Consider the following 26,358-nt stretch of genomic DNA (forward strand, 5'->3'; position numbering starts at 1 on the left):
GAAGTGTGAATTAACGCACTCATCTAACACTTTACTTTTCAAGGAGTATTTCCTATGAACGAGTTAGACGGCATCAAACAGTTCACCACTGTCGTGGCAGACAGCGGTGATATTGAGTCCATTCGCCATTATCATCCCCAGGATGCCACCACCAATCCTTCGCTGTTACTCAAGGCTGCCGGTTTATCACAATATGAACATTTAATAGACGATGCTATTGCCTGGGGTAAAAAAAATGGCAAGACCCAGGAACAACAAGTCATCGCGGCCTGCGACAAACTGGCAGTCAATTTCGGTACAGAAATTCTCAAAATCGTACCCGGTCGCGTGTCGACAGAAGTTGACGCACGCCTCTCTTTTGACAAAGAAAAAAGTATCGAAAAAGCACGCCATCTCGTGGAGTTGTACCAACAACAGGGCATTGAGAGATCTCGCATTCTGATCAAGCTGGCCTCCACCTGGGAAGGAATTCGCGCAGCAGAAGAACTGGAAAAAGAAGGCATTAACTGCAACCTGACGCTGCTGTTTTCCTTTGCTCAGGCACGGGCCTGTGCAGAAGCGGGCGTTTTTCTGATTTCGCCGTTTGTAGGTCGTATTTATGACTGGTATCAGGCGCGCAAACCGATGGACCCGTATGTGGTAGAGGAAGATCCGGGTGTCAAATCTGTGCGCAACATCTACGACTACTATAAGCAGCATCGCTACGAAACCATTGTGATGGGTGCCAGCTTCCGTCGTACCGAACAAATCCTCGCGTTAACCGGATGTGACCGTCTGACCATCGCGCCGAATTTGCTGAAGGAGTTGCAGGAAAAGGTTTCGCCAGTGGTTCGCAAACTGATCCCGGCATCGCAATCCTTCCCTCGCCCCTCCCCGATGAGCGAAGCGGAATTTCGTTGGGAGCACAATCAGGATCCGATGGCGGTAGAAAAACTGTCTGAAGGCATCCGCCTGTTCGCCGTTGATCAACGCAAACTGGAAGATCTTCTTGCCGCCAAATTCTAAAACCAGCCACGGAGTGTTTTATGTCCCGAAAAGACCTTGCCAATGCGATTCGCGCGCTCAGTATGGATGCGGTGCAAAAAGCCAATTCCGGTCATCCCGGCGCGCCGATGGGCATGGCCGATATTGCCGAAGTGCTGTGGAACGACTTTCTCAAACATAACCCCACCGATCCGACCTGGTATAACCGCGACCGCTTTATTCTTTCCAACGGTCACGCCTCGATGTTGCTCTACAGTTTGCTACATCTGACTGGTTATGACCTGCCGCTGGAAGAACTGAAAAATTTCCGTCAGTTGCATTCGAAAACCCCAGGTCACCCGGAGATTGGCTATACGCCAGGTGTTGAAACCACCACCGGTCCACTTGGACAAGGTTTGGCGAACGCGGTTGGACTGGCGATAGCGGAGCGCACGCTGGCAGCGCAGTTTAACCAGCCGGATCATGAGATTGTCGATCACTTCACCTATGTGTTTATGGGCGACGGCTGTCTGATGGAAGGTATCTCTCACGAAGTCTGTTCGCTGGCAGGAACGCTGGGACTCGGCAAGCTGATCGGCTTTTACGATCACAACGGTATTTCGATTGATGGTGAAACCGAAGGCTGGTTTACCGACGATACGGCAAAACGGTTTGAAGCCTACCACTGGCATGTTGTCCACGAGATCGACGGCCACGATCCGCAGGCGGTCAAGGAAGCGATCCTCGAAGCGCAAAGCGTGAAAGATAAACCATCGCTGATTATCTGCCGCACGGTGATTGGCTTTGGTTCGCCTAATAAAGCGGGTAAGGAAGAGGCCCACGGTGCTCCGCTGGGCGAAGAAGAAGTCGCGCTGGCACGGCAAAAATTGGGCTGGCATCATCCACCCTTTGAGATCCCCAAAGAGATTTATCACGCCTGGGATGCCCGCGAAAAAGGTGAAAAAGCCCAGCAGAGCTGGAATGAGAAGTTTGCCGCTTATAAAAAGGCCCATCCACAACTTGCAGAAGAGTTTACTCGCCGAATGAGCGGTGGTCTGCCGAAGGACTGGGAGAAAACCACTCAGAAATATATCAATGAGTTGCAGGCGAATCCGGCGAAAATCGCTACCCGTAAAGCGTCGCAAAATACGCTTAACGCCTACGGCCCTATGCTGCCGGAGCTGCTTGGCGGTTCGGCGGATCTGGCCCCAAGTAATCTCACCATCTGGAAAGGGTCTGTGTCGCTGAAGGAAGATCCCGCAGGGAATTATATTCACTACGGGGTACGCGAATTTGGTATGACTGCTATTGCCAACGGCATTGCACACCACGGTGGCTTTGTGCCGTATACCGCAACGTTTCTGATGTTTGTTGAATACGCCCGTAACGCCGCGCGGATGGCGGCACTGATGAAAGCGCGGCAGATTATGGTTTATACCCACGACTCAATTGGTCTGGGCGAAGATGGTCCGACGCACCAGGCGGTGGAGCAACTGGCAAGTCTGCGCTTAACGCCGAATTTCAGCACCTGGCGACCGTGCGATCAGGTGGAAGCAGCGGTGGGCTGGAAGCTGGCGGTTGAGCGCCACAACGGACCGACGGCGCTGATCCTCTCCAGGCAGAATCTGGCACAGGTAGAACGAACACCGGATCAGGTAAAAGAGATTGCTCGTGGTGGTTATGTGTTGAAAGACAGCGGCGGCAAGCCGGATATCATTTTGATTGCTACCGGTTCAGAGATGGAAATCACCCTACAGGCCGCAGAGAAACTGGCGGGAGAAGGTCGCAATGTTCGCGTGGTTTCCCTGCCCTCGACCGATATTTTCGACGCCCAGAATGAGGAATATCGCGAGTCGGTGTTGCCTTCTAACGTTGCGGCCCGCGTGGCGGTAGAAGCGGGTATAGCCGATTACTGGTACAAATATGTTGGTTTGAAAGGGGCGATTGTCGGGATGACGAGTTACGGGGAATCTGCTCCGGCGGATAAGCTGTTCCCGTTCTTTGGCTTTACCGCCGAGAATATTGTGGCAAAAGCGCATAAGGTGCTGGGAGTGAAAGGTGCCTGATGCTGATTGCCGGATGCGTCTTATCCGGCCTACCTGTCCCCGCCATGATGTTTAACGGGTGATCCACAACGTGGGCCAGGCGTCTGGCCCATGCCAGTTATCGCAGGTCGGTTCTGCGGCGTAACGCACCAGGCGAAAACGCTGGCCGTCAAAACGCCAGCGCGCCTGAATGCCACAATCGCTTAATCCGCGACCTTTCGCTAAGGTCACCAGTTCACGCGTTTTTTCATCAAATGTTGCGTTCATCAACTCCAGTTCATTCGTCTCCTGACCGTTGTTGAACGGCAAACGTAACCGTACCGGCCGCGAGGCCAGTGGCTTTTTACGCGATACAATCCATGCCAAATCAATGGTGTTATAAGCACCAGCCTCACAGCTAATCATCATTAATGCTTTATCATCGGTCAGTGCCGTAACGCTCACTTCACGACGCAACGGATCAAGCGAGCAGCACAGACCATTCATCCGCCAGTTACCATAATCCAGCAAATCGTTACGTTCTTCGAGTGAGAGTGGTGTCGGCGTTGGGTTAACCACCGCGACCTCTTTCAGCGCAGGCGCGGGCGGTACGCTGAGCGGCGGTTCGTCCCCTTTCTTTATCCACGCGGTTTCACTGCCAACGCGCTTTTGCTGGGCATCAATAAACAACAACGCCGCTTTTAAGCCATTCAAAGAAATGGTCTGATCGCCATCGCGTAAGGTGATTGCCTTCCCTTCCTGAATCATCTGCAAAAACGCGGTGATGGTTGCCGTATCATCGGTTACTAATAACCATGGTGAAATCCGCCACTTGTCACCACTTAACGCCAACGGCTCACCATCTAACAGCAGCCGTGGCGCTATTTCCCCTTCCGACACATCCGGTGATTTCAACCCGCCGCGCTCAATACGTAAAACGGCGTCGGTATGCGCCCCGGCGCTGCGGCTCAGGGTCATCACCAGTCCATTATGATCGCCAGTATTGCGTGCCACACAGAAGTTTTGGTTATTACAGGTGACCTGCCAGTCGGAAAACGCCCGTTGCGCTGGTGCCGCCCACGCCAAAGACGTCGGCAACAAAGCGAAAAAAAAGAGAAGAAAAATGCGATAGCGCATGGACGGTACGACCCCAGAAGTTCAAACAAACAGCACAAGTCGTATCTTCGTTGCGCAGGTAGCGCGGCTCAATCGGATTTATCGGATTGAGCCAATAATAAACAACGAAATATTATTGTTATTTTTCAGTCCATTAAATGTGACGTTTGCAAATAGTTAAGCAATAACACCGTCTTACCGTCACGTATCTCGCCGGTTTTGATCATCTCCAGCGCCTGGCTGAACGGCAGCTCGAGCACTTCAATATCTTCATCTTCGACACCGCCACCGGCGTTAGCGCGCTGATTGTCACTGTATTCGGCGATAAAAAAGTGGATTAGCTCAGTCACACCGCCTGGCGACATATACAGTTCAAATAATTTGCGCACTTCGCCCACTTCATAGCCCGTCTCTTCAATCGCTTCTTTGCGAATACAGACTTCCGGTTCGTCGTTATCCAGCAGCCCGGCGCAGGTTTCAATCAGCTGCCCACTTTCATTACCATTAACCCAGGTAGCGACGCGGAACTGACGAATCAGAACTACAGTCTTTTTCTTCGCGTTGTAGAGGAGGATCGTCGCACCATTACCGCGATCGTAAACTTCACGTTTATGGCGGATAACTTCGCCATCTTTGCGGGTAAGATCGTAGGTAATGTTGTGCAGGGTGAAATAGTTATCGGAGAGAATTTTGTCTTTGATGAGGGTGATTTGTTGCGTCATACCGACTCCACAGCGCGAAATGAACAATTATCTTACGCTGTGAAGTCGGGTTTGTCTGCGTAGGCTATCAGTGAGATTTGACTGATTTTACGCCTAGCCAGTCAATGATCCCCTGTGCCGCATGACGTCCTTCTGCCATTGCGGTAACCACCAGATCCGCGCCACGCACGGCGTCGCCACCGGCGAAGATTTTCGGATTGGTGGTCTGGTAACGGTACTGGCTTTCAACGTCCGCCACGATGCGGCCCCACTTATCCACCGTTACACCGTGCGACTCCAGCCACGGCATCGCGTGCGGGTTGAAGCCAAATGCCATGATCACCGCGTCGGCTGGCATCACAAATTCACTGCCCTCAATCGGTACCGGACGCCGACGCCCTTGTGCATCCGCTTCGCCAAGACGCGTGCGCAGGAAACGAATCCCGCAGACGTGACCTTGTTCATTCAGCTCAATCGCCACTGGCTGAACATTAAACTCAAAGTTCGCCCCCTCTTCGCGGGCGTTCTTCACCTCTTTCTTCGAGCCTGGCATGTTGGCTTCATCACGACGGTAGGCACAGGTGACATTGCTCGCGCCGTGGCGCAGCGCGGTACGCACACAGTCCATCGCGGTATCCCCACCGCCCAGTACTACCACATTCATCCCGGCGGTATTAATAAACGGCTCTTCCGGTAGCTCTTCTAGTCCCATCACCTGTTTGGTGTTGGCAATGAGGAACGGCAGCGCGTCATAAACGCCCGGCGCATCTTCATTAGGTAAACCCGCTTTCATGGAACGGTAAGTGCCTACGCCAACGAAAACCGCGTCGTATTGTTCCAAAAGCGAACCCAAAGAGACATCTTTACCCACTTCACAATTGAGTTCGAAGTGAATCCCCATCGCGCTGAAGATCTCCCGGCGGCGTGCCAGCAGGGATTTATCCAGTTTGAAAGAAGGAATGCCGAAAGTGAGCAAGCCACCGATTTCGGGATGGCGATCGTACACCGTCACCGCCACGCCATTGCGGGTCAGAACATCCGCACAGGCCAGCCCTGCCGGCCCCGCGCCAATAATCGCCACTCGCTTGTCGACTTTGGTGACATGACTTAAGTCAGGACGCCAGCCTTTCGCCAGCGCCTGATCCGAAATGTAGCGTTCAATATTGCCGATAGTCACCGCACCGTGCTCATCGCGAATAGTACAGGCACCTTCGCACAGACGGTCTTGCGGGCAGACGCGTCCGGTAATTTCCGGCAGGGTGTTGGTCTGGTGAGAAAGCTCAACGGCGGCGTCGATGTTTCCAGATTTCACCAGTTCAATCCATTGTGGAATGTGGTTATGCAACGGGCAGGTCCATTCACAGACGCTATGCTCGCCGCACTTCAGGCAGCGCGAGGCTTCCTGTTGTGCCTGGTCGGCACGAAACGGCAGATAAATTTCATCAAAACCAGTTTTGCGCGCTTCAATCGCCAGTTTATCCGGCTCGCCACGCGCGGGCGTTGCCTGCATTTGCTCGACTTTACTCATTACCGGCATTTCTTGTGCCGCGGTACTGGCATGCCACGGTTGATGTTCCTGGCGCGCGGTGCGCAGGCGGCGGGATTTCGCCATTCCGGAGAGTGCAGCGTCAGTGACCAGTTGCAGCGCGTCCGCCGGGCAATTCTCGACACAGGCAGGGCCGTTTTCGCGCCCTGCACACAGGTCGCATTTATGCGCGGTGGCTTTAACTTTGCCCTCCGCGACGGGCGTCAGGACGATTTGCATCGTACCAAATGGACAGGCCACCACGCAGGATTTACAGCCAATACACTTTTGCTGATTGACCTGAATGCTGTCATCAATGTGGCTGATCGCGCCATTAGGGCAGCTACGGGCGCAGGGCGCATCTTCACAATGGTGACAAGTCACTGCGCTACGTTGCTGCTGATGTTTAATAACCGTAATTCGGGGGTGGAAATGGTGCTGACTCAACACGTGTTGCTCATCATTGTGAGCCATCACACAGGCCACTTCACAAGCATGGCACCCCAGACATTGCTGACTGTTGGCCATAATAAAACGATTCATAACGACCTTCTTTTTTGGTTGTAAAAACCTTATTCTTTATATGAGTGTTGTTATTACCCGACTTAGACGGGGATCGGCAATGTTCATGTGCCCAGAACAAGTAACTATTTCGCTATAAACTGTGGCAGATCAAATAATCTCATCGCTTATCAAATTGCGTTTCAGCGAGCTGTAACATTCATTATTTTATGTGGAGAAGACGCGTGTGATTGTCAAACGCCCCGTCTCGGCCAGTCTGGCCCGGGCCTTTTTTTACATTGTGCTGCTGTCGATTCTTTCCACGGGTATCGCTCTGCTAACTCTGGCGAGCAGTTTGCGCGACGCTGAGGCTATCAATATTGCCGGATCGCTGCGTATGCAGAGTTATCGTCTGGGTTACGATCTGCAAAGTGGAAGTCCACAGCTTAACGCACACCGCCAACTGTTCCAGCAGGCACTGCATTCACCGGTATTAACCAATCTCAACGTCTGGTATGTGCCAGAGGCAGTAAAAGCCCGCTATGCGCATCTGAATGCCAACTGGCTGGAGATGAATAATCGGCTCATCAAGGGTGATTTGCCGTGGTATCAGGCCAATATTAATAATTATGTTAATCAGATAGACCTGTTCGTGCTGGCTCTACAGCACTACGCCGAACGAAAAATGCTGCTGGTGGTGGCGATTTCGCTGGCTGGCGGTATTGGCATTTTCACGCTGGTCTTTTTTACTCTGCGCCGCATACGCCATCAGGTGGTAGCCCCGCTGAATCAACTGGTTACCGCCAGTCAGCGTATTGAACACGGGCAGTTCGACTCGCCGCCGCTGGATACCAGCCTACCCAATGAACTGGGCCTGCTTGCAAAAACCTTTAACCAGATGTCGAGCGAGCTGCATAAGTTGTACCGCTCGCTGGAAGCGTCAGTAGAAGAAAAAACCCGCGATCTCCACGAGGCCAAGCGTCGCCTGGAGGTGTTGTATCAGTGTTCGCAGGCACTGAACACCAGCCAGATTGATGTGCATTGTTTCCGCCATATTTTGCAGATTGTTCGCGACAATGAGGCTGCTGAATATCTGGAGCTGAACGTTGGGGATAACTGGCGGATTAGCGAAGGGAAGCCAAACCCTGAGCTGCCAATGCAGATTTTACCGGTCACCATGCAAGAGACGGTTTACGGCGAGTTGCACTGGCAAAATAGCCACGTGTCATCATCAGAACCACTGCTTAACAGCGTTTCATCGATGCTGGGACGCGGTTTGTACTTTAATCAGGCGCAGAAGCATTTTCAGCAGTTGCTGTTGATGGAAGAACGCGCGACCATCGCCCGCGAACTGCACGACTCGCTGGCCCAGGTGCTTTCTTATTTACGTATCCAGTTGACGTTACTGAAGCGTTCGATACCCGAAGATAACGCCACTGCACAAAGTATCATGGCCGACTTCTCCCAGGCACTGAATGATGCTTATCGGCAGTTACGCGAGCTGTTAACCACTTTCCGACTGACGCTACAGCAAGCGGATCTTCCCTCTGCGCTGCGTGAAATGCTGGATACATTACAAAACCAAACCAGCGCCAAACTGACGCTCGACTGCCGTCTGCCAACCCTGGCGCTGGATGCGCAGATGCAGGTGCATTTGTTGCAAATTATTCGCGAAGCGGTGCTGAACGCCATGAAGCACGCCAACGCCAGCGAAATTGCCGTTAGCTGCGTCACCGCGCCGGATGGCAATCACACAGTTTATATTCGCGACAACGGTATTGGCATCGGTGAACCGGAGGAACCCGAAGGTCATTATGGTCTGAATATCATGCGCGAGCGCGCGGAAAGATTGGGTGGGACGCTGACTTTTTCGCAACCTTCCGGCGGCGGCACGTTAGTGAGTATTAGCTTTCGCTCTGCAGAGAGCGAGGAAAGCCAGCAGATATGATGCTGCCTACTATTCATTAAATACTGGCATTTTAGGTTCAGTATAAAAGGGCATGATAATTTACATTATCTCCTTTTTTTCTCCACGATTGGCTCGTACCTTGCCGCTACAGTGAAGCAAGGCATGCCCATAACGATACGCAGAACTACGAGGTCCTCTTTTAATGGCGAATTTCTTTATTGATCGCCCCATTTTTGCCTGGGTGCTGGCAATTCTGTTGTGTCTGACAGGAACCCTGGCCATTTTCTCATTGCCCGTTGAACAGTACCCGGATCTCGCGCCACCGAATGTGCGAGTGACCGCTAACTATCCTGGCGCGTCAGCCCAGACGCTGGAAAACACCGTGACCCAGGTTATCGAGCAGAATATGACTGGTCTCGATAACCTGATGTATATGTCATCACAAAGCAGCGGTACTGGACAGGCGTCAGTAACGCTCAGTTTTAAAGCTGGCACAGATCCAGACGAAGCGGTGCAACAGGTGCAAAACCAGTTGCAGTCGGCCATGCGTAAACTACCGCAGGCGGTGCAAAATCAGGGCGTAACGGTGCGTAAAACCGGCGATACCAACATTCTGACCATTGCCTTCGTCTCAACCGATGGTTCGATGGATAAACAGGATATTGCCGATTACGTTGCCAGTAATATTCAGGACCCGTTAAGCCGCGTGAACGGCGTTGGTGATATCGACGCTTACGGTTCGCAATATTCGATGCGTATCTGGCTGGATCCGGCAAAACTGAACAGTTTCCAGATGACCGCTAAAGATGTCACTGACGCCATTGAATCGCAGAACGCACAGATTGCGGTTGGACAGCTTGGCGGTACGCCTTCTGTCGATAACCAGGCACTCAACGCCACCATTAACGCCCAATCACTGTTGCAAACGCCAGAACAGTTCCGTGATATCACTCTGCGGGTAAATCAGGACGGTTCGGAAGTGAAACTGGGTGATGTCGCCACCGTCGAAATGGGAGCGGAGAAATACGATTATCTTAGCCGTTTCAACGGTAAACCAGCCTCGGGGCTGGGGGTAAAACTGGCCTCCGGTGCGAACGAAATGGCAACGGCAGAACTGGTGATCAACCGTCTGGATGAACTGGCGCAGTATTTCCCGCCCGGACTGGAGTACAAGGTGGCGTATGAAACCACCTCGTTTGTTAAGGCCTCCATTGAAGACGTAGTGAAAACTCTGTTAGAAGCTATCGCGCTGGTTTTCCTCGTCATGTATCTGTTCCTGCAAAACTTCCGCGCTACGCTGATTCCAACTATCGCCGTGCCGGTAGTGTTGATGGGAACCTTCTCGGTGCTTTATGCCTTCGGCTATAGCGTCAACACCTTAACCATGTTCGCGATGGTGCTGGCTATCGGCCTGCTGGTGGATGACGCCATTGTGGTGGTGGAAAACGTCGAACGTATTATGAGTGAGGAAGGACTCACTCCTCGCGAAGCCACACGTAAATCGATGGGGCAAATCCAGGGCGCACTGGTCGGGATTGCAATGGTGCTTTCTGCTGTATTTGTGCCAATGGCCTTCTTTGGCGGCACCACCGGGGCTATCTATCGCCAGTTCTCTATAACCATTGTTGCGGCAATGGTGCTGTCGGTTCTGGTGGCGATGATCCTGACTCCGGCATTGTGCGCTACGCTACTTAAGCCACTGAAAAAAGGTGAACATCACGGGCAGAAAGGCTTTTTTGCCTGGTTTAACCAGATGTTCAACCGCAACGCCGAACGCTACGAAAAAGGGGTGGCGAAAATTCTCCACCGCAGCCTGCGCTGGATTTTGATTTACGTCCTGCTGTTAGGCGGCATGGTGTTCCTGTTTCTGCGTCTGCCGACGTCGTTCCTGCCTCTGGAAGACCGTGGCATGTTTACCACCTCGGTACAGTTACCCAGCGGTTCGACTCAGCAACAGACTCTGAAAGTGGTGGAACAGATCGAGAAGTATTACTTCACCCATGAGAAAGACAACATCATGTCGGTGTTTGCCACTGTCGGCTCTGGCCCAGGGGGGAACGGGCAAAACGTGGCACGAATGTTTGTCCGCCTGAAAGACTGGAGCGAACGCGACAGTAAAACAGGCACCTCGTTTGCCATTATCGAACGTGCAACAAAAGAATTTAATAAAATCAAAGAAGCTCGCGTTATCGCCAGTAGCCCGCCTGCTATCAGCGGTCTTGGCAGTTCCGCTGGATTTGATATGGAGTTGCAGGACCACGCCGGGGCTGGTCACGATGCGCTGATGGCCGCGCGTAATCAGCTACTGGCGCTCGCGGCGGAAAACCCAGAACTTACTCGTGTGCGCCATAACGGTCTGGACGACAGCCCGCAATTGCAGATTGATATCGACCAGCGCAAAGCGCAGGCACTGGGCGTTGCCATTGACGATATTAACGACACGCTGCAAACCGCGTGGGGCTCGAGCTATGTGAATGACTTTATGGATCGCGGTCGCGTGAAGAAAGTCTATGTGCAGGCTGCCGCGCCGTATCGCATGCTGCCAGATGACATTAACCTGTGGTATGTGCGTAACAAAGACGGCGGCATGGTGCCTTTCTCCGCCTTCGCGACCTCTCGCTGGGAAACAGGCTCGCCGCGTCTGGAACGCTATAACGGCTATTCTGCGGTAGAAATTGTCGGGGAAGCCGCCCCGGGCGTCAGTACGGGTACCGCGATGGATATTATGGAATCGTTGGTGAAGCAGTTGCCGAACGGCTTTGGACTGGAGTGGACAGCGATGTCGTACCAGGAACGACTTTCAGGTGCACAAGCTCCGGCGCTGTACGCCATTTCATTGCTGGTGGTATTCCTGTGTCTGGCTGCACTTTATGAAAGTTGGTCAGTACCGTTCTCGGTAATGCTGGTTGTACCGCTGGGGGTTATCGGCGCGCTGCTGGCAACCTGGATGCGTGGGCTGGAAAACGATGTGTACTTTCAGGTTGGCCTGCTAACAGTCATTGGTTTGTCGGCGAAAAACGCCATCCTAATTGTTGAGTTTGCCAACGAGATGAATCAAAAAGGCCACGACCTGTTTGAAGCGACACTCCACGCCTGCCGTCAGCGTTTACGTCCGATTCTGATGACATCGCTGGCGTTTATCTTCGGCGTATTGCCGATGGCGATCAGCAGTGGTGCCGGTTCCGGTGGTCAACACGCCGTCGGTACTGGCGTAATGGGCGGGATGATTTCTGCCACCATTCTGGCGATTTACTTCGTGCCGCTATTCTTTGTGCTGGTGCGTCGTCGCTTCCCACTGAAGCCTCGACCAGAATAAGCAATAAAAAAGGCGACATACGTATGTGTCGCCTTTTTCAACTCTCTGATAAAGAACCTGACGTCAGGTTCTTTCATTTCCTGTTCTGAAAATTACTTACGAAGCATAACTTCGATAAAGTCTTTCCAGTTCCCCAGTTCACGTTCAATCATAACAACCTCTCTTATAATTATGGGTATTCTACGGAAACAATATACCGTGGTGAAGCTAATTTATTCGATTGCTGTGATTACTACCTCCGGGGTAAAGCCTACGTTAATACTATGGCCCTGTGACAGGGATTTTTATGTGATGAACAGCAACATTTCGACATATTCATACGGATTCTAATACTGAATTAATTCTGTTTAAAATACAAAAACATACCAAGAGGAACATTCTTAATAATTGCATTAAAATTGTTCACAACCATTTAATAATTGTTAAGTTAAATACCTTAATAATGTTATATTGCCTGATAATCATTTGCGGGAAATATGTATTGACCGTTAAATGATTAGTTATTCTTAATAATCGCAAAAGGATTCATTATGGTTACCCTTTACGGTATCAAAAATTGTGACACCATTAAAAAAGCACGTCGTTGGCTGGAAACCAATAACATCGACTTTCGCTTTCACGATTACCGTGTTGATGGCCTGAACAGTGAATTGTTGAACTCTTTTATCAATGAATTAGGCTGGCAAGCGTTACTTAACACCCGTGGCACCACCTGGCGCAAGCTGGACGAAGCTACCCGCAACAATATCACCGATGCGGCCTCCGCTATGGCATTAATGACTGAAATGCCTGCAATCATCAAACGCCCATTGCTCTGTGCGCCAGGGAAGCCTATGCTGCTGGGTTTCAGTGAATCCAGTTATCAGCAATTTTTCCATGAGGTGTAGTCTATGTCGTGTCCGGTTATTGAGCTGACACAGCAGCTTATTCGCCGCCCATCCTTAAGTCCTGATGATGCAGGATGTCAGGCAATCATGATCGACCGTCTGCAGGCAATCGGTTTTACCATTGAACGCATGGATTTTGCGGATACGCAGAATTTTTGGGCGTGGCGTGGACAGGGAGAAACCCTGGCCTTTGCCGGACATACTGACGTAGTCCCTCCAGGCGATGCCGATCGTTGGATCAACCCACCATTTGAGCCAACCATTCGCGATGGCATGTTGTTCGGGCGCGGCGCGGCTGATATGAAAGGCTCGCTGGCGGCAATGGTAGTGGCAGCAGAACGTTTTGTCGCGCAACATCCCAACCATAAAGGCCGACTGGCATTTCTGATCACCTCAGACGAAGAAGCCAGCGCCCACAATGGCACGGTCAAAGTAGTCGAAGCGTTAATGGCGCGTAATGAACGGCTGGATTACTGCCTGGTCGGTGAGCCGTCGAGTATCGAAGTGGTTGGCGATGTAGTGAAAAATGGCCGTCGCGGATCGTTAACCTGCAATCTCACCATTCATGGCGTGCAAGGGCATGTGGCCTACCCGCATCTGGCTGATAATCCAGTACATCGCGCAGCACCTTTCCTTAATGAATTAGTGGCTATTGAGTGGGATCAGGGCAATGAATTCTTCCCGGCGACCAGTATGCAGATTGCCAATATTCAGGCGGGAACGGGCAGTAACAACGTTATTCCGGGTGAACTGTTTGTGCAGTTTAACTTCCGCTTCAGTACCGAACTGACTGATGAGATGATCAAAGCGCAGGTGCTTGCCCTGCTTGAAAAACATCAACTGCGTTATACAGTGGATTGGTGGCTTTCCGGGCAGCCATTTTTGACCGCCCGCGGTAAACTGGTGGATGCGGTGGTGAACGCCGTTGAGCACTATAATGAAATTAAACCGCAGCTACTGACCACAGGCGGAACGTCCGACGGGCGCTTTATTGCTCGCATGGGGGCGCAGGTGGTGGAACTCGGGCCGGTCAATGCTACCATTCATAAAATTAATGAATGTGTGAATGCTGCCGACCTGCAGCTACTTGCCCGTATGTATCAACGTATCATGGAACAGCTCGTCGCCTGATGAGTCGTTCTGTAAGAGGAAATAAGCATGGACTGGCTGGCTAAATATTGGTGGATTCTGGTGATTGTCTTTTTGGTGGGCGTCCTGCTGAACGTGATTAAAGATCTCAAGCGCGTCGACCATAAGAAATTTCTCGCCAACAAGCCGGAGCTTCCCCCGCATCGTGATTTCAACGATAAGTGGGACGATGACGACGACTGGCCGAAAAAGGATCAACCGAAGAAGTAAGCTGAGGGGCCGGATAAGGCGTTAACGCCGCATCCGGCAACGGTGAACAATGCCTGATGCGACGCTCACGCGTCTTGTCAGGCCTACGCAGCTGTTATTACATCATTTCAATTACATCATCATCGCCAGGCTTACCACCACTTAGCGCTTCGTCGAAATAATGTTTCGGAATGGTATAACGCAAGTGATCCAGGGCAAATTGCATACTACGATTGTCGATCGCATGGCCCAAATTCTCCACGATATCCAGCGTTACATCACCACCGGCACTGATTAACGCTTCCTGCGCCGCAACCGCATGCGCCAAATCGATAACCGGATCTTCACCACCATGAATCAAGTGAATTGTCGTGGCTGTAGACGCGGTTTCCGGCAGGCTGGCATAGCGTCCGTTAAAAGCAATGACGCGTGAGGCAAGGCCCGGTTCGGCTTTAATGCTCTCCAGCGCCATAATCGCGCCTTGGGAGAAACCGATTAGCGCCGTGGCGTTAGCCGCTACTCCGCTCTGTTTCTGCCAGTAGCGCACCGTCTCAATAAAGGTCGGCATGATGGCATCCACACGCGCCTGGCGATTATCTTCCGTTATGCCCTGCACCGAAAACCACTGACGCCCCGCCGGATTACCGCTCGGCTCCGCGCCACCGACACTCACCACCAGCGCATCCGGGAACAGCGGTGCAAACCAACTGCCGATCTCCCCCATCGCTACCGGGTTATCGCCGACACCGTGAAAAAGCAGCAACAACTGTTGCGCAGGTTTATCCGGGCTTTGAACAACAAAATGGTCATGTTTCATGGCGAACTCCTTAACTGATGTCATTAATTTTACGCCGCTGACTCACAATGACCATGGGATAAAATTGAAGGAGTCAGTGAAAAAATTGCCATTGCGTTATGCGATCGCGCAGGCGTTCAGTGCGGGTATCATCAAGCGCGAATAGCGCCTGTGCCGCCTCTTCACGCTGACGGGCCAACAACGCCTTACGCCCCGAAAGTTTAAGTGTGGTACATAACTGCGCGTCGCTGACGTTTTTCTCCAAGCGCCCACGCAGCGCTGGTAATGTCAGTTCGCTGATTTGCAGCAGACGCATTAAACAGCCTAATGACGTTAAAAGCGGACGATGAGCGAAAGCAAAACCAGCCAGTTCCAGCCAGTCGCCGTCAGTAACCACGATATCGTTAAGCGGATCGACTGGAATAGTTTCGCCATTCCACTGCGCGATAATTTGCGCATCGCGGCGTAAACGAAAATGCTCACGTTCTGCCAGCTGTTTACCCGCTTCGCTAATCGGTAACAACGCCATCGCCGTATAACAGCCGCTGCTGGCTTCGCGATGATTGCCCATCCGCACCAACACAAAACCGCATCGTTGCCAGAAACGCCATAATTCCTCGGTGTAGCCAAAGCTTACCGAAAGGTAGTCGAGGCCATGCGTATATTGCAAAGCGCTGGCAATGAGCTGTTGCCCAACGCCTTCGCGCTGACGCGCCGGATGGACTGCAATCCGGCTGACCCGCCGTCCGCGCAATGTCGCCGCCTGTGGATTGCTGCCGTGCGCCGCCAGCGACTGGGCCACCAGATTACCCCGCGGGCGACGAAAACCCGCCCATACCGCCTGACTGAGTTCTTGAGATAATCCGCCCTCATCCACCAGCCACAGCGCCCCGGCGATCTCGTTTTCGCCAGCCGCCTGTAAAAAATGTTGCCCAGGCGCATCCATCATCCGGCGTAAATCCAGCGGCGAGGTCCGGTAGTGCGCACCAGACAATAGCTGATATACCTTTAACGGTGTATCTGGTTCGCTTCTCCATAACGCCTGTTCAAAAGCGGAAATGACGATGTCACCTTGTGGTTCGTGAGTGAAGTTTTCATCGTCAAAAACCAGTGCCTCACTGACTATTTTTTCCAGCGGGCATCCCTGCGCCCAGCGGATCGGCTGTTGCAGTTCAAAACGGTGTAAATGCGGAAAGCGGGCGCAAAATTTCAGCAAAAAACCACGTCCGGTGCCTTCATAGCCCTGTACCGTTGTAGTTAACAAAGTGCGTGAGAAACGCGATACAAGCTGATGCAACAGTGGTGCAGGAATGGCTGCGGCTTCGTCAACCACCAGCCAGTCGGCTTTTTCATCACTGGCTAATAAGGCATCTGGCGCCACAAAGCGATACTTCTCGCCCGCAAACTGCGCCAGCACATCCGTTGCAGCCTTCGCAGGTGCTGTAACAATCGCACTGCCAGAGATACGGGAAATGAGTTGCCCCGCCAGCGCCGACTTACCGCGCCCGCGTGCAGCAGTTACCGCAGCCACGCCCGGCGGCATAGTCAGCAGTTGCTGTAATATGTGCTGTTGTTCTGGTTGCGGCTCGCCAGTAGCAGGACGCCAGTCTGGATAAGGAGCAAAATGCGCCAACTTGAACGGCTGATTTTGTCGCCAGAGGATAGCGTTGTTATCCGCCGCAAGTACGCGTTTGAGATGTTGGACAAAATGCGGAGTCGCAATAGGACCAGGGCAATCACTCCAGCGCAGCGAATCGACATCAGGATGGTTTTCCCATTCTTCCCACGCAGGGAGCAACAACACCAGCCAGCTTCCCGCTTTCAGCGTTCCGCTAAGTGCCGCAAAAGCGGCGGCATCAAAACCCTGGCGGGCGTCGAATACCGCATGCTGGAACTCGCGCCCAAGTAAAGTTTGTAGCGCTGATGGCGTACAGTGGTTTTCAGAAGCTGGCTGCGGCGAAATCCACAGCCAGTCGCCCGGTAATACGTCACGCAGCTTAAGCGCATACTCACCGCACCAGCTTCCTTCACCGCTCAACACTAACAAGCGGCGAATCCCTTCACGTTTCATTTGCGCTGTTAATGTGTGAAGCGCAGTCAGTTCAGCCATCCCTGCCCCGGAAGTTAAATGCTTTTACCAAAAGTATTGCATTGTGCCGGATCGCCGCTGTCGAAACCACGTTTAAACCAGCTGTAGCGCTGCTGAGATGTACCATGGGTAAAGCTGTCTGGCACTACCTGCCCCTGACTTTGCTGTTGTAAGCGGTCATCGCCGATGGCCTGCGCCGCGTTCAGCGCCTCTTCCAGATCGCCGGTTTCCAGAACGCCTTGCTGCTGCATGCTATGCCCCCAGACACCGGCAAAGCAGTCGGCCTGGAGTTCCATACGCACAGATAAGCGGTTGGCTTCCGCTTGCGTCGCGTTTTGTTGCAGTTGACGGACTTTCGGCTCGATACCTAACAGTTTCTGCACGTGATGACCGACTTCATGGGCGATAACGTACCCTTGAGCAAAATCACCATCCGCGCCCAGTTTGTCTTTCATGTCATCATAGAAGGAGAGATCGATATAGACTGTGCCATCCGCCGGGCAATAAAACGGTCCCATAATGGACTGCCCCGCCCCGCAACCGGTGCGAGTCATTCCACGGTACATGACCAGCTTCGGTTGCTGGTAGGTCTTACCCATCTTCTCGAATTGCTGTCCCCAGGTGTCTTCCGTGGTTGCCAGAATCACCGAAGTGAATTTTGCCGCTTCGTCTTCATTTGGGCTAATTGAACGCGTTGATTGCTGTTGGGAAACGGGCTGCCCGGTCATCAATCCAGTTAAATCAACACCATAGTAGCCAGCGACCAACACAACCACCAGTAAAATTAACCCGCCTTTACCGGTTGGTAGGCGAAAACCGGGACCGCCCATTGACGGACCACCGGAACTGTTTCGCCTGTCTTCAACATTGTCACTTTCACGACGCCCTTGCCAGCGCATAGATACCTCAACAATATATTCATTATAGGAATGATCGTAGGTGGTTCAGGGGAAGATTACCACAGGAAAACGGGAGGAAATGATGGAGGAATGAGCGTTCAATGCACATCTTACGAGAGCGGTTGTCTTGCCGTGCCAGCAGCACGGCAAGACGATGAACAGAAAAATCAGTCCAGCTGTACACCCAGGCGGCGGGCGACGGCTTCATAGGCTTCGATCAGGCCACCGAGGCTCTGGCGGAAACGGTCTTTGTCCATTTTCTCCAGCGTTTCTTTGTCCCACAGGCGGCTACCGTCCGGGGAGAACTCATCACCCAGTACCACTTCGCCTTTGTACAGACCAAACTCCAGCTTGAAATCGACCAGAATCAGACCGGCATCGTCGAACAGTTTTTTCAGCACGTCGTTCGCTTTGTAGGTCAGCTCTTTCATGCGCGCCAGGTTCTCTTTGCTTACCCAGCCAAAGGTTTCGCAGTAAGATTCGTTGACCATCGGATCGTGCATGGCGTCGTTTTTCAGGAACAGATCGAACAGCGGCGGGTTCAGCTCAATACCTTCTTCGATTCCAAGACGTTTCACCAGAGAGCCAGCAGCACGGTTACGCACGACACATTCAACCGGCACCATATCCAGTTTTTTCACCAGACATTCGGTATCAGAGAGCAGACGCTCCATTTGAGTCGGGATACCCGCTTCAGCCAGTTTGCTCATAATGAAGTAGTTGAACTTGTTGTTCACCATACCTTTGCGATCAAACTGCTCAATGCGCGCGCCATCCCCTGCTGACGTATCATTGCGGAATTCGAGCACCAACAGGTCCGGGTTTTCCGTGCTGTATACGGTTTTCGCTTTACCACGATACAACTCAGCTTGCTTTTGCATCTTTATCACTCCTGGGTGTGAATTAACGTTTTAAAATCTTTTGCTGTCTGGTGTGCCTGTCGTTTTGTCGGCTGTACCGTGAACGCCTTAACCGACCTACGCCGACAAACAAATTTCGTGCGAATTAACGCTAAAATCGCGTTTTTCTGCTGACGCACACGTTTGCGTATCATATCAGAAAAAAGGGCCGGATGACTCCAGCCCTGTATTTTTACTTGCTAAACGCAGCCTGGAAGACTGATACCAGTGCGTCGTTTTGGCTTTGGGTCAGCGTATGACCTTTTGGATCAATAAACTGTAAGCTGCTGCGGTTATCTAAATCACCGACCTGCAATTTGTAGTCGCCGGATGCCAGTTCAGGATCACGGGCGCCCAGTTCCTGCCAGTCGCTGTCAGACAGTGGCTTGTAAGTTACGGCCATGCTGCCCTGTGAACGAGTGCTGTCGGTCACTTTCATGCCCACTTTTTCCAGCGCAGCAGGCAGACGTTGCCATACTACGTTGAACGGACCACGCACGACCAGCATCGGTAAACCAGTGTCGTCAGCGCCGCTTTGTACATCCATTGTTGTGGAAGCACGGTTTTGCGCCGCATTAGCCGCGTCAGTGACGGATTTATCCAGGCCAGCGGAAATGACGTTCATCATCTCAGCACTGTAACGCTGCATAGACGCCGCATCTGCAACCGGCTTGCCAGCCTGCTCCAGGTTCAGCAATTTCACCGTTACCGCCTGCTGGTAACCCTGCGGTTTAACGGAGATTTGATAACGACCACGATATTGCTCGTCTTCGTCCAGACGGTTCCATTGTACCCAATCGGTGGTCAGCGTCTGACCGGCATCATCGCGTTGGGTAATGGTATAGTTTTTCGCCTGCAGCACGCTAACGACCTGCGGCCACAGAGTATTGCCACGACCATTTTCCACCAGCAGCGAAGCGGTATCGCCCGTGAACTGGGTACGCGCACCTGAAACCAGCGCCAGCGGCTGGGCTGGTGGACGAATATCTAACGCTTTGCCAACTGCGCCACTACCGTTAGTTACCGGAATCGCATAGTCGCCGGAGGTCACCGGCAAAATCATTCCTGCCGGGGCGTGAAGTTCTGCAAGCGGTGCCGCTTCCAGGTAGGCTTCATCGCCGCTCACCTGACGCTTATAACGTGAGTCCGAACTACAGGCTGCGAGTAAAAGAACAAGCGAAACACCCGCAACCTTCGCCAGGCGCGACTTTTGTACAGAGTAAGCCATCAAATCTCCCTAAACTTTACAGCAAACCGGCATGCTTAAGCGCCGCTCTGACCGTCTCACGACCACTGTCGGTGATTGGCGTCATTGGCAGGCGTAGCGTATCGGTCGCCACAAGACCCAGTTCCTTACATGCCCATTTCACAGGGATTGGATTGGGTTCGACAAATAGTTTGTTGTGTAATGGCATCAGACGCTGATTAATAACGCGTGCCTCGGCAAAATGCCCTTCTGCCGCCAGTTTGCACATCTGGGCCATATCTCGCGCTGCGACGTTAGCCGTAACGGAAATTACGCCATGACCGCCTAACTGCATGAAATCCAGCGCGCTCGCATCATCGCCGCTCAGCAGAACAAAATCGTCTGAAACCAGCTCTTTGATCTGGTTTACCCGCGTTAAGTTCCCTGTTGCTTCTTTGATTCCGACAATATTTTTTACTTTCGCCAGACGGCCCACCGTTTCTGGTAGCAGATCGCAACCAGTACGGGACGGCACATTATACAGAATTTGCGGCAGGTCAGTATGTTCAGCGATGGCTTTGAAATGCTGATACAGACCTTCTTGCGATGGGCGGTTGTAATAAGGGGTTACCGTCAGGCAGCCAACAACACCGCTGTCGTTGAAGCGCTGCGTCAGGTTAATGGCTTCTGTGGTGGCGTTAGCACCGGTCCCGGCAATCACCGGAATGCGCCCATCAGCCAGCTCCAGCGTCATCATCACGACATCGACATGCTCGTCATGGTTCAGAGTGGCGGACTCACCAGTAGTACCAACAGAAACGATCGCCGAAGTACCGCTGGCGACATGATAATCAATCAGTTTTTTTAAGCTAGCCCGACAGACATTACCTTTTTCATCCATCGGAGTAACAATCGCGACAATACTTCCCGTGAACATGGGCCATCCTCTGTGCAAACAAGTGTCTCAATGGTACGTTTGGTATGGCATTAAAAGCAAGCAAACAGAACCGTTCTGATTGTTGTATGCATGTTTTTTTTATGCTTTCCTTAGGAACATCTCACCCCCTTAAAGGAATAACCAGTTTGACACTGTCATCGCAACATTATCTGGTGATCACTGCGCTGGGTGCCGATCGCCCAGGAATTGTGAATACCATCACCCGTCATGTCAGTAGTTGCGGCTGTAATATCGAAGACAGTCGCCTGGCGATGTTGGGAGAAGAGTTCACGTTTATCATGCTGCTTTCCGGTTCATGGAACGCCATCACCTTGATTGAATCAACGTTACCGTTGAAAGGCGCCGAGCTGGATCTTTTAATCGTGATGAAGCGAACGACCGCTCGCCCGCGTCCACCTATGCCCGCATCTGTCTGGGTTCAGGTCGATGTGGCGGACTCCCCGCATTTAATTGAGCGCTTCACAGCACTTTTCGACGCGCACCATATGAACATTGCAGAACTAGTGTCACGCACGCAACCTGCTGAAAATGAAAGGGCTGCGCAGCTACATATTCAGATCACCGCCCACAGCCCGGCGTCTGCGGACTCAGCAAATATTGAGCAAGCGTTCAAAGCACTATGTACAGAACTCAATGCGCAAGGCAGTATTAACGTCGTCAACTATTCCCAACATGATGAACAGGATGGAGTTAATTAATGAATCCACTGAAAGCCGGTGACATCGCACCGAAATTTAGCTTGCCGGACCAAGACGGAGAACAAGTTAATTTGACCGACTTCCAGGGACAGCGTGTTCTGGTTTATTTCTACCCGAAAGCCATGACCCCCGGCTGTACCGTACAGGCCTGCGGCTTACGCGATAACATGGAAGAGTTAAAAAAAGCGGGCGTTGATGTGCTCGGTATCAGCACCGATAAACCTGAAAAACTTTCCCGTTTCGCAGATAAAGAACTGCTTAACTTTACGCTTCTGTCCGATGAAGACCACCAGGTATGCGAACAATTCGGCGTCTGGGGCGAGAAGTCTTTCATGGGCAAAACCTACGATGGTATTCACCGTATCAGCTTCCTGATCGATGCCAACGGCAAAATCGAACACGTATTTGACGATTTCAAAACCAGCAATCACCACGACGTAGTGCTTAACTGGCTAAAAGAACACGCCTGATTACTTTGCTCCATTCCGTGCTGGCTGCGCTTGCGGCCAGCACATTTCACATCCGGTGATGTAAATCACGCCCTGCGACACTCGTTTCAAAGCCCTTTTCGCTGAAGATTACTCTTGCGGAATTTGACCATCCGGCCAGGCATGGATTACTGCTTTGATTAGCGTTGCCAGTGGGATAGCGAAGAATACGCCCCAGAATCCCCACAGCCCGCCGAAAATCACCACCGATAAAATAATCACTAGCGGATGCAGGTTCACGGCTTCAGAGAACAACACCGGTACGAGTAAGTTACCGTCCAGCGCCTGGATAATCAGATACACCGCGAAGCAGCTCCAGAACTCGGTGCCAGCGCCAAACTGGAATAGCGCCACGCCGACCACCGGAATGGTCACCACAAATGCGCCAATGTACGGAATAAGCACCGAGAAACCAACCAGCACCGCCAGCAGCAGCGAATAGTTCAGCCCGAAGAGTAAGAATCCCAGCCAGGTGGCGATCCCCACAACGATCATCTCCAGTACCTTGCCACGGATGTAGTTGGTGATTTGCTGGTTCATCTCCTTCCACACCTGCCCTGCCAGTCCACGGTTGCGCGGCAGCACCCGACGAACGGCATTCAGCATTTGCTCTTTGTCTTTCAGCAGGAAGAAGACCATCAATGGCACCAGCACCAGATAGACGGCAATGGTCAGCAAACCGACCAACGAGGCGAGGGAGATTTTCACCACTGAATCGCCCATGGTAAGCATCCGGCTACGCATATTCTCAGCCATCGCATCAATAATGCCCGCGTCCATCAACGCCGGATAGCGGCGCGGCAACGTGGCGGCAAAATCAGAAAGCTTATTGAGCATACCCGGCATATCGCGGATTAAATAAATGCCCTGTTGCCAGGCGATAGGCATGACCACAAATGCCATCAGTAGCAGGATGCCAACAAACAGGACCAGCACAATCGACGTCGCCCAACGGCGGGAACAGCCAATAGATTGCAGGCGCACAGTGGGCCATTCCAGCAAATAGGCCAGCACAATAGCCACCAGCAGCGGCGCGAGTAATCCACTAAAGAAAAAGATAATGCCAAAACCGGCAACTAAAATAACCAGCAAGGCAATCGCTTCCGGGTCGCTAAAACGGCGGCGATACCATTGCATCAACATTTCGAGCATAAAGACCTTCCCTGAACCTCAAGAGGGGGATTGCGATCCGCAATTGTATCGAAATGTCACAAAAAAGACTTCGCTTTTTATGACGGATTCAGGAAACTAAAAAGTCATTTGAGTGGGTTAATCTTCACCGTTACACTCAAAGACGGCGCGGTGGGAACGATATTTCACAGTATCGGTCAAATGACTATCTCCAGAAATACAGGACAGAGGTTATGTTCAGGCAGTTGAAAAAAAACCTGGTTGCTACCCTCATTGCTGCTGTGACCCTCGGTCAGGTGGCCCCGGCGTTTGCCGATAGCGCAGACACCTTGCCGGATATGGGAACCTCCGCAGGAAGCACGCTTTCCATTGGTCAGGAAATGCAAATGGGCGACTATTATGTTCGCCAGTTACGCGGCAGCGCGCCGTTAATTAATGATCCGCTATTAACGCAATACATTAACTCGCTGGGGATGCGTCTGGTTTCGCATGCCAATTCAGTTAAGACGCCATTCCATTTCTTTCTGATCAATAACGACGAAATTAACGCCTTTGCTTTCTTTGGCGGCAACGTAGTGCTGCATTCTGCCCTGTTCCGTTATTCCGATAACGAAAGCCAACTGGCTTCGGTTATGGCGCATGAAATCTCCCACGTCACCCAGCGCCACCTGGCGCGAGCGATGGAAGATCAGCAACGTAGCGCACCACTCACCTGGGTCGGGGCGTTAGGTTCTATTTTACTGGCGATGGCCAGCCCGCAGGCGGGAATGGCAGCGCTGACCGGTACGCTGGCGGGAACACGCCAGGGGATGATCAGCTTCACCCAGCAAAACGAACAGGAAGCAGACCGCATTGGGATTCAGGTGCTGCAACGCTCGGGGTTCGATCCGCAGGCGATGCCGACCTTCCTCGAAAAATTGCTCGATCAAGCGCGTTACTCTTCGCGTCCGCCGGAAATTTTGCTGACTCACCCGTTGCCGGAAAGCCGTCTGGCTGATGCTCGTAACCGTGCTAATCAGATGCGCCCGATGGTGGTGCAATCGTCAGAAGATTTCTATCTGGCGAAAGCGCGTACTCTAGGGATGTACAATTCCGGACGTAATCAGCTCACCAGCGACTTGCTGGATGAATGGGCGAAAGGCAATGTTCGTCAGCAACGGGCCGCACAGTATGGCCGTGCTTTACAGGCGATGGTAGCCAATAAATTCGATGAAGCACGGAAAACGCTTCAGCCATTATTGGCGGCAGAACCGGCTAACGCATGGTTTCTCGATCTGGCAACCGATATTGACCTTGGGCAACACAAAGCCAATGACGCGATCAATAGGCTGAAAAATGCCCGCGATTTACGCACCAGTCCGGTGTTGCAGCTCAACCTGGCAAACGCGTATCTGCAAGGCGGTCAACCGCAGGAAGCGGCCAATATTCTGAATCGCTATACTTTTAATAATAAAGATGACAGCAATGGCTGGGATTTGCTGGCACAGGCGGAGGCCGCGCTAAATAACCGCGATCAGGAACTGGCTGCGCGAGCAGAAGGTTATGCGCTGGCCGGGCGACTCGACCAGGCCATTTCTCTGTTAAGTAGCGCAAGTTCGCAGGTGAAATTAGGCAGCCTACAACAAGCGCGTTACGATGCGCGCATCGACCAGTTGCGCCAGTTGCAGGAACGCTTTAAGCCTTATACCAAGATGTAATTCGCATTAAAGGAAGAACAATGACCAAACAGGTAAAAATCTACCACAACCCACGCTGCTCAAAGAGCCGTGAAACGCTGAACCTGCTGAAAGAAAATGGTGTGGAGCCGGAAGTGGTGCTCTATCTTGAGACACCCGCCGATGCGGCAACGCTACGTAATTTGCTGAAAATGTTGGGTATGAATAGCGCCCGTGAACTGATGCGCCAGAAAGAGGACCTTTATAAAGAGCTGAATCTTGCAGACAGTTCGCTTAGCGAAGAGGCGCTGATTCAGGCGATGGTGGATAATCCGAAGCTGATGGAACGCCCGATTGTGGTCGTGAATGGCAAAGCGCGTATTGGTCGCCCACCGGAGCAAGTGCTGGAAATCGTGGGTTAAGATGTACCCCTTCGGTAGCTAAGGCATATTGCCGGATGCGACGCTTGCCGCGTCTTATCCGGCCTACAAATACAATGAACTTGATTCGAGTAGGTCGGATAAGGCGCTCGCGCCGCATCCGACAATAAACGTCCTGTCTACAGCTTCAGGATCTCTTTCACAAACGGAATGGTCAACTTACGTTGTGCCGTAATCGATGCGCGATCCAGCTGATCCAACGTCATAAATAGCGTGCGCATCTCTCTGTCGAGCCGCTTCAGCAAGAAACGTCCCACATCTTCCGGCAGTTCAAAACCACGCAAACGGGCGCGTAACTGTAAAGCCTGCAATTTGTCTTCATCAGAAAGTGGCTGCAACTTGTAGATCTGCCCCCAGTCGAGACGTGACGCAAGATCCGGTAACCCCAGATTCAACTGACGTGGTGGACGATCGCCAGTGATCAGCAACCGTGTTTTACCTGACTCCAGAATCCGATTGTAGAGATCGAAAATCGCCATCTCCCACAACTCATCGCCAGCAATACACTCAATATTGTCGATGCAAACCAGCGACAGTTGTTCCATACCATCGAGCACTTCCGGAACAAACCAGGTGCGTTTATCCAGCGGGACATAACCTACCGCATCGCCACGCTGCGACAATTCCGCGCAAGCCGCGTGCAGCAGATGGCTGCGCCCCGCGCCTTCGCGTGCCCAGAGATAGATGTAACCGCTATGTTCCTGACGCAGCACGTTTTTCATCGCGGCCAGTAAAGAGGAGTTATCCCCCGGCCAGAAACTTGCAAAGGTTTCGTCGTCAGGAAGATAAAGTGGCAAAGAGAGCTGTGCCGGTGTGTTCAGAGATACCTCAACCAGGGA

The 26,358-nt window shown here is 52.2% G+C and carries 23 protein-coding genes; 11 read left to right on the forward strand and 12 right to left on the reverse strand.

From position 1 onward, the window contains the following. Nucleotides 1–54: 54 nt before the first annotated feature. The gene (gene tal / locus FEK66_RS08685) at nucleotides 55–1,005 is read left to right on the forward strand and encodes a transaldolase (protein WP_130207425.1); all 951 of its coding nucleotides are present in this window, start codon (nucleotides 55–57) and stop codon (nucleotides 1,003–1,005) included. A gap of 20 nt (nucleotides 1,006–1,025) precedes the next feature. After that, the gene (tkt, locus tag FEK66_RS08690; RefSeq protein ID WP_138211446.1) at nucleotides 1,026–3,029 is read left to right on the forward strand and encodes a transketolase; all 2,004 of its coding nucleotides are present in this window, start codon (nucleotides 1,026–1,028) and stop codon (nucleotides 3,027–3,029) included. 51 nt (nucleotides 3,030–3,080) lie between these two features. On the opposite strand, the gene FEK66_RS08695 is transcribed toward tkt, so the two are convergent. The 3 genes from FEK66_RS08695 to aegA all read right to left on the reverse strand — a co-directional run bounded on the left by FEK66_RS08695 (nucleotide 3,081) and on the right by aegA (nucleotide 6,872). Further along, nucleotides 3,081–4,124: a DUF1176 domain-containing protein gene (locus tag FEK66_RS08695; RefSeq protein WP_135494829.1), complete on the reverse strand. Its 1,044-nt coding sequence runs from the start codon at nucleotides 4,122–4,124 to the stop codon at nucleotides 3,081–3,083. 125 nt (nucleotides 4,125–4,249) lie between these two features. Continuing rightward, nucleotides 4,250–4,825, reverse strand: a complete 576-nt coding sequence (gene nudK, locus FEK66_RS08700) for a GDP-mannose pyrophosphatase NudK (protein WP_000193711.1) — start codon at nucleotides 4,823–4,825, stop codon at nucleotides 4,250–4,252. 67 nt (nucleotides 4,826–4,892) lie between these two features. Beyond that, nucleotides 4,893–6,872 (reverse strand): formate-dependent uric acid utilization protein AegA, encoded by a 1,980-nt coding sequence (gene aegA / locus FEK66_RS08705; RefSeq protein ID WP_135494831.1) that lies wholly within the window; start codon nucleotides 6,870–6,872, stop codon nucleotides 4,893–4,895. Nucleotides 6,873–7,077: 205 nt separating this feature from the next. Between aegA and narQ the strand changes: the two genes are divergently transcribed. Together narQ and acrD are read left to right on the forward strand one after the other, a co-directional pair. Then, nucleotides 7,078–8,778, forward strand: a complete 1,701-nt coding sequence (gene narQ / locus FEK66_RS08710) for a nitrate/nitrite two-component system sensor histidine kinase NarQ (protein ID WP_130207433.1) — start codon at nucleotides 7,078–7,080, stop codon at nucleotides 8,776–8,778. 163 nt (nucleotides 8,779–8,941) lie between these two features. Beyond that, a complete protein-coding gene (gene acrD, locus FEK66_RS08715) occupies nucleotides 8,942–12,055 on the forward strand; it encodes a multidrug efflux RND transporter permease AcrD (RefSeq protein WP_130207435.1) in 3,114 nt (1,037 codons plus the stop codon). A gap of 92 nt (nucleotides 12,056–12,147) precedes the next feature. Here the strand turns inward: acrD and ypfM are convergent, their stop codons facing one another. Then, nucleotides 12,148–12,207, reverse strand: coding sequence for a protein YpfM (ypfM, locus tag FEK66_RS08720; RefSeq protein ID WP_001386977.1), 60 nt, complete (start codon nucleotides 12,205–12,207; stop codon nucleotides 12,148–12,150). Nucleotides 12,208–12,585: 378 nt separating this feature from the next. Here ypfM and FEK66_RS08725 point away from each other — a divergent pair, with 378 nt between their 5' ends. The 3 genes from FEK66_RS08725 to FEK66_RS08735 are packed head-to-tail and all read left to right on the forward strand — an operon-like array spanning nucleotide 12,586 to nucleotide 14,301. Continuing rightward, nucleotides 12,586–12,942: an ArsC family reductase gene (locus tag FEK66_RS08725; protein WP_130207437.1), complete on the forward strand. Its 357-nt coding sequence runs from the start codon at nucleotides 12,586–12,588 to the stop codon at nucleotides 12,940–12,942. 3 nt (nucleotides 12,943–12,945) lie between these two features. Beyond that, nucleotides 12,946–14,073 carry a succinyl-diaminopimelate desuccinylase gene (gene dapE / locus FEK66_RS08730; protein WP_130207439.1) on the forward strand — a complete coding sequence of 376 codons (1,128 nt, stop codon included), beginning with the start codon at nucleotides 12,946–12,948 and terminating at the stop codon, nucleotides 14,071–14,073. 27 nt (nucleotides 14,074–14,100) lie between these two features. Continuing rightward, a complete protein-coding gene (locus FEK66_RS08735; protein ID WP_000383836.1) occupies nucleotides 14,101–14,301 on the forward strand; it encodes a YpfN family protein in 201 nt (66 codons plus the stop codon). Between the two features lie 97 nt (nucleotides 14,302–14,398). Here FEK66_RS08735 and ypfH read toward each other — a convergent pair whose 3' ends face one another. From ypfH to dapA, 6 genes are all read right to left on the reverse strand, one after another. Beyond that, on the reverse strand, nucleotides 14,399–15,097 hold the full coding sequence (gene ypfH, locus FEK66_RS08740) for an esterase (RefSeq protein WP_130260492.1): 699 nt from the start codon (nucleotides 15,095–15,097) through the stop codon (nucleotides 14,399–14,401). A 73-nt stretch (nucleotides 15,098–15,170) separates the two neighbouring features. Then, nucleotides 15,171–17,186 carry a tRNA cytosine(34) acetyltransferase TmcA gene (gene tmcA, locus FEK66_RS08745; RefSeq protein WP_135494833.1) on the reverse strand — a complete coding sequence of 672 codons (2,016 nt, stop codon included), beginning with the start codon at nucleotides 17,184–17,186 and terminating at the stop codon, nucleotides 15,171–15,173. Between the two features lie 14 nt (nucleotides 17,187–17,200). Further along, nucleotides 17,201–18,064, reverse strand: a complete 864-nt coding sequence (locus FEK66_RS08750) for a neutral zinc metallopeptidase (RefSeq protein WP_130207445.1) — start codon at nucleotides 18,062–18,064, stop codon at nucleotides 17,201–17,203. Nucleotides 18,065–18,231: 167 nt separating this feature from the next. Next, complete coding sequence (gene purC, locus FEK66_RS08755; protein WP_001295467.1) at nucleotides 18,232–18,945, reverse strand: phosphoribosylaminoimidazolesuccinocarboxamide synthase; 714 nt, start codon at nucleotides 18,943–18,945, stop codon at nucleotides 18,232–18,234. 211 nt (nucleotides 18,946–19,156) lie between these two features. Continuing rightward, nucleotides 19,157–20,191: an outer membrane protein assembly factor BamC gene (gene bamC, locus FEK66_RS08760; protein ID WP_130207447.1), complete on the reverse strand. Its 1,035-nt coding sequence runs from the start codon at nucleotides 20,189–20,191 to the stop codon at nucleotides 19,157–19,159. 16 nt (nucleotides 20,192–20,207) lie between these two features. Then, nucleotides 20,208–21,086: a 4-hydroxy-tetrahydrodipicolinate synthase gene (gene dapA / locus FEK66_RS08765; protein ID WP_130207449.1), complete on the reverse strand. Its 879-nt coding sequence runs from the start codon at nucleotides 21,084–21,086 to the stop codon at nucleotides 20,208–20,210. A 146-nt stretch (nucleotides 21,087–21,232) separates the two neighbouring features. Between dapA and FEK66_RS08770 the strand changes: the two genes are divergently transcribed. Together FEK66_RS08770 and bcp are read left to right on the forward strand one after the other, a co-directional pair. After that, nucleotides 21,233–21,805 carry a glycine cleavage system transcriptional repressor gene (locus FEK66_RS08770; RefSeq protein ID WP_130207451.1) on the forward strand — a complete coding sequence of 191 codons (573 nt, stop codon included), beginning with the start codon at nucleotides 21,233–21,235 and terminating at the stop codon, nucleotides 21,803–21,805. Then, nucleotides 21,805–22,275, forward strand: a complete 471-nt coding sequence (gene bcp, locus FEK66_RS08775; RefSeq protein WP_130207453.1) for a thioredoxin-dependent thiol peroxidase — start codon at nucleotides 21,805–21,807, stop codon at nucleotides 22,273–22,275. The genes FEK66_RS08770 and bcp overlap by 1 nt, the downstream gene beginning before the upstream one ends. Nucleotides 22,276–22,383: 108 nt before the next feature. On the opposite strand, the gene FEK66_RS08780 is transcribed toward bcp, so the two are convergent. Next, nucleotides 22,384–23,445 (reverse strand): AI-2E family transporter, encoded by a 1,062-nt coding sequence (locus tag FEK66_RS08780; RefSeq protein ID WP_130207455.1) that lies wholly within the window; start codon nucleotides 23,443–23,445, stop codon nucleotides 22,384–22,386. A gap of 212 nt (nucleotides 23,446–23,657) precedes the next feature. On the opposite strand from FEK66_RS08780, the gene bepA reads away from it, so the two are divergent. Beyond that, complete coding sequence (gene bepA / locus FEK66_RS08785) at nucleotides 23,658–25,121, forward strand: beta-barrel assembly-enhancing protease (protein WP_130260490.1); 1,464 nt, start codon at nucleotides 23,658–23,660, stop codon at nucleotides 25,119–25,121. Between the two features lie 20 nt (nucleotides 25,122–25,141). After that, the gene (gene arsC / locus FEK66_RS08790) at nucleotides 25,142–25,501 is read left to right on the forward strand and encodes an arsenate reductase (glutaredoxin) (RefSeq protein WP_131162103.1); all 360 of its coding nucleotides are present in this window, start codon (nucleotides 25,142–25,144) and stop codon (nucleotides 25,499–25,501) included. A gap of 137 nt (nucleotides 25,502–25,638) precedes the next feature. Here the strand turns inward: arsC and FEK66_RS08795 are convergent, their stop codons facing one another. Continuing rightward, on the reverse strand, nucleotides 25,639–26,340 hold the full coding sequence (locus FEK66_RS08795) for a DnaA inactivator Hda (protein WP_074399451.1): 702 nt from the start codon (nucleotides 26,338–26,340) through the stop codon (nucleotides 25,639–25,641). Between the last annotated feature and the right edge of the window lie 18 nt (nucleotides 26,341–26,358).

The organism is Escherichia sp. E1130, from assembly GCF_005781065.1.
Lineage (GTDB): Bacteria > Pseudomonadota > Gammaproteobacteria > Enterobacterales > Enterobacteriaceae > Escherichia.

Excerpts from the sequence above, each read along its gene's own strand:
- FEK66_RS08735 (WP_000383836.1), top strand. The coding sequence starts at position 14,101 with ATGGACTGGCTGGCTAAATATTGGTGGATTCTGGTGATTGTCTTTTTG.
- tmcA (WP_135494833.1), bottom strand. The coding sequence starts at position 17,186 with ATGGCTGAACTGACTGCGCTTCACACATTAACAGCGCAAATGAAACGT.
- bepA (WP_130260490.1), top strand. The coding sequence starts at position 23,658 with ATGTTCAGGCAGTTGAAAAAAAACCTGGTTGCTACCCTCATTGCTGCT.
- FEK66_RS08725 (WP_130207437.1), top strand. The coding sequence starts at position 12,586 with ATGGTTACCCTTTACGGTATCAAAAATTGTGACACCATTAAAAAAGCA.
- FEK66_RS08695 (WP_135494829.1), bottom strand. The coding sequence starts at position 4,124 with ATGCGCTATCGCATTTTTCTTCTCTTTTTTTTCGCTTTGTTGCCGACG.
- arsC (WP_131162103.1), top strand. The coding sequence starts at position 25,142 with ATGACCAAACAGGTAAAAATCTACCACAACCCACGCTGCTCAAAGAGC.
- FEK66_RS08750 (WP_130207445.1), bottom strand. The coding sequence starts at position 18,064 with ATGCGCTGGCAAGGGCGTCGTGAAAGTGACAATGTTGAAGACAGGCGA.
- bcp (WP_130207453.1), top strand. The coding sequence starts at position 21,805 with ATGAATCCACTGAAAGCCGGTGACATCGCACCGAAATTTAGCTTGCCG.
- ypfH (WP_130260492.1), bottom strand. The coding sequence starts at position 15,097 with ATGAAACATGACCATTTTGTTGTTCAAAGCCCGGATAAACCTGCGCAA.
- aegA (WP_135494831.1), bottom strand. The coding sequence starts at position 6,872 with ATGAATCGTTTTATTATGGCCAACAGTCAGCAATGTCTGGGGTGCCAT.
- tkt (WP_138211446.1), top strand. The coding sequence starts at position 1,026 with ATGTCCCGAAAAGACCTTGCCAATGCGATTCGCGCGCTCAGTATGGAT.
- dapA (WP_130207449.1), bottom strand. The coding sequence starts at position 21,086 with ATGTTCACGGGAAGTATTGTCGCGATTGTTACTCCGATGGATGAAAAA.
- acrD (WP_130207435.1), top strand. The coding sequence starts at position 8,942 with ATGGCGAATTTCTTTATTGATCGCCCCATTTTTGCCTGGGTGCTGGCA.
- nudK (WP_000193711.1), bottom strand. The coding sequence starts at position 4,825 with ATGACGCAACAAATCACCCTCATCAAAGACAAAATTCTCTCCGATAAC.
- purC (WP_001295467.1), bottom strand. The coding sequence starts at position 18,945 with ATGCAAAAGCAAGCTGAGTTGTATCGTGGTAAAGCGAAAACCGTATAC.
- dapE (WP_130207439.1), top strand. The coding sequence starts at position 12,946 with ATGTCGTGTCCGGTTATTGAGCTGACACAGCAGCTTATTCGCCGCCCA.
- bamC (WP_130207447.1), bottom strand. The coding sequence starts at position 20,191 with ATGGCTTACTCTGTACAAAAGTCGCGCCTGGCGAAGGTTGCGGGTGTT.
- tal (WP_130207425.1), top strand. The coding sequence starts at position 55 with ATGAACGAGTTAGACGGCATCAAACAGTTCACCACTGTCGTGGCAGAC.
- FEK66_RS08780 (WP_130207455.1), bottom strand. The coding sequence starts at position 23,445 with ATGCTCGAAATGTTGATGCAATGGTATCGCCGCCGTTTTAGCGACCCG.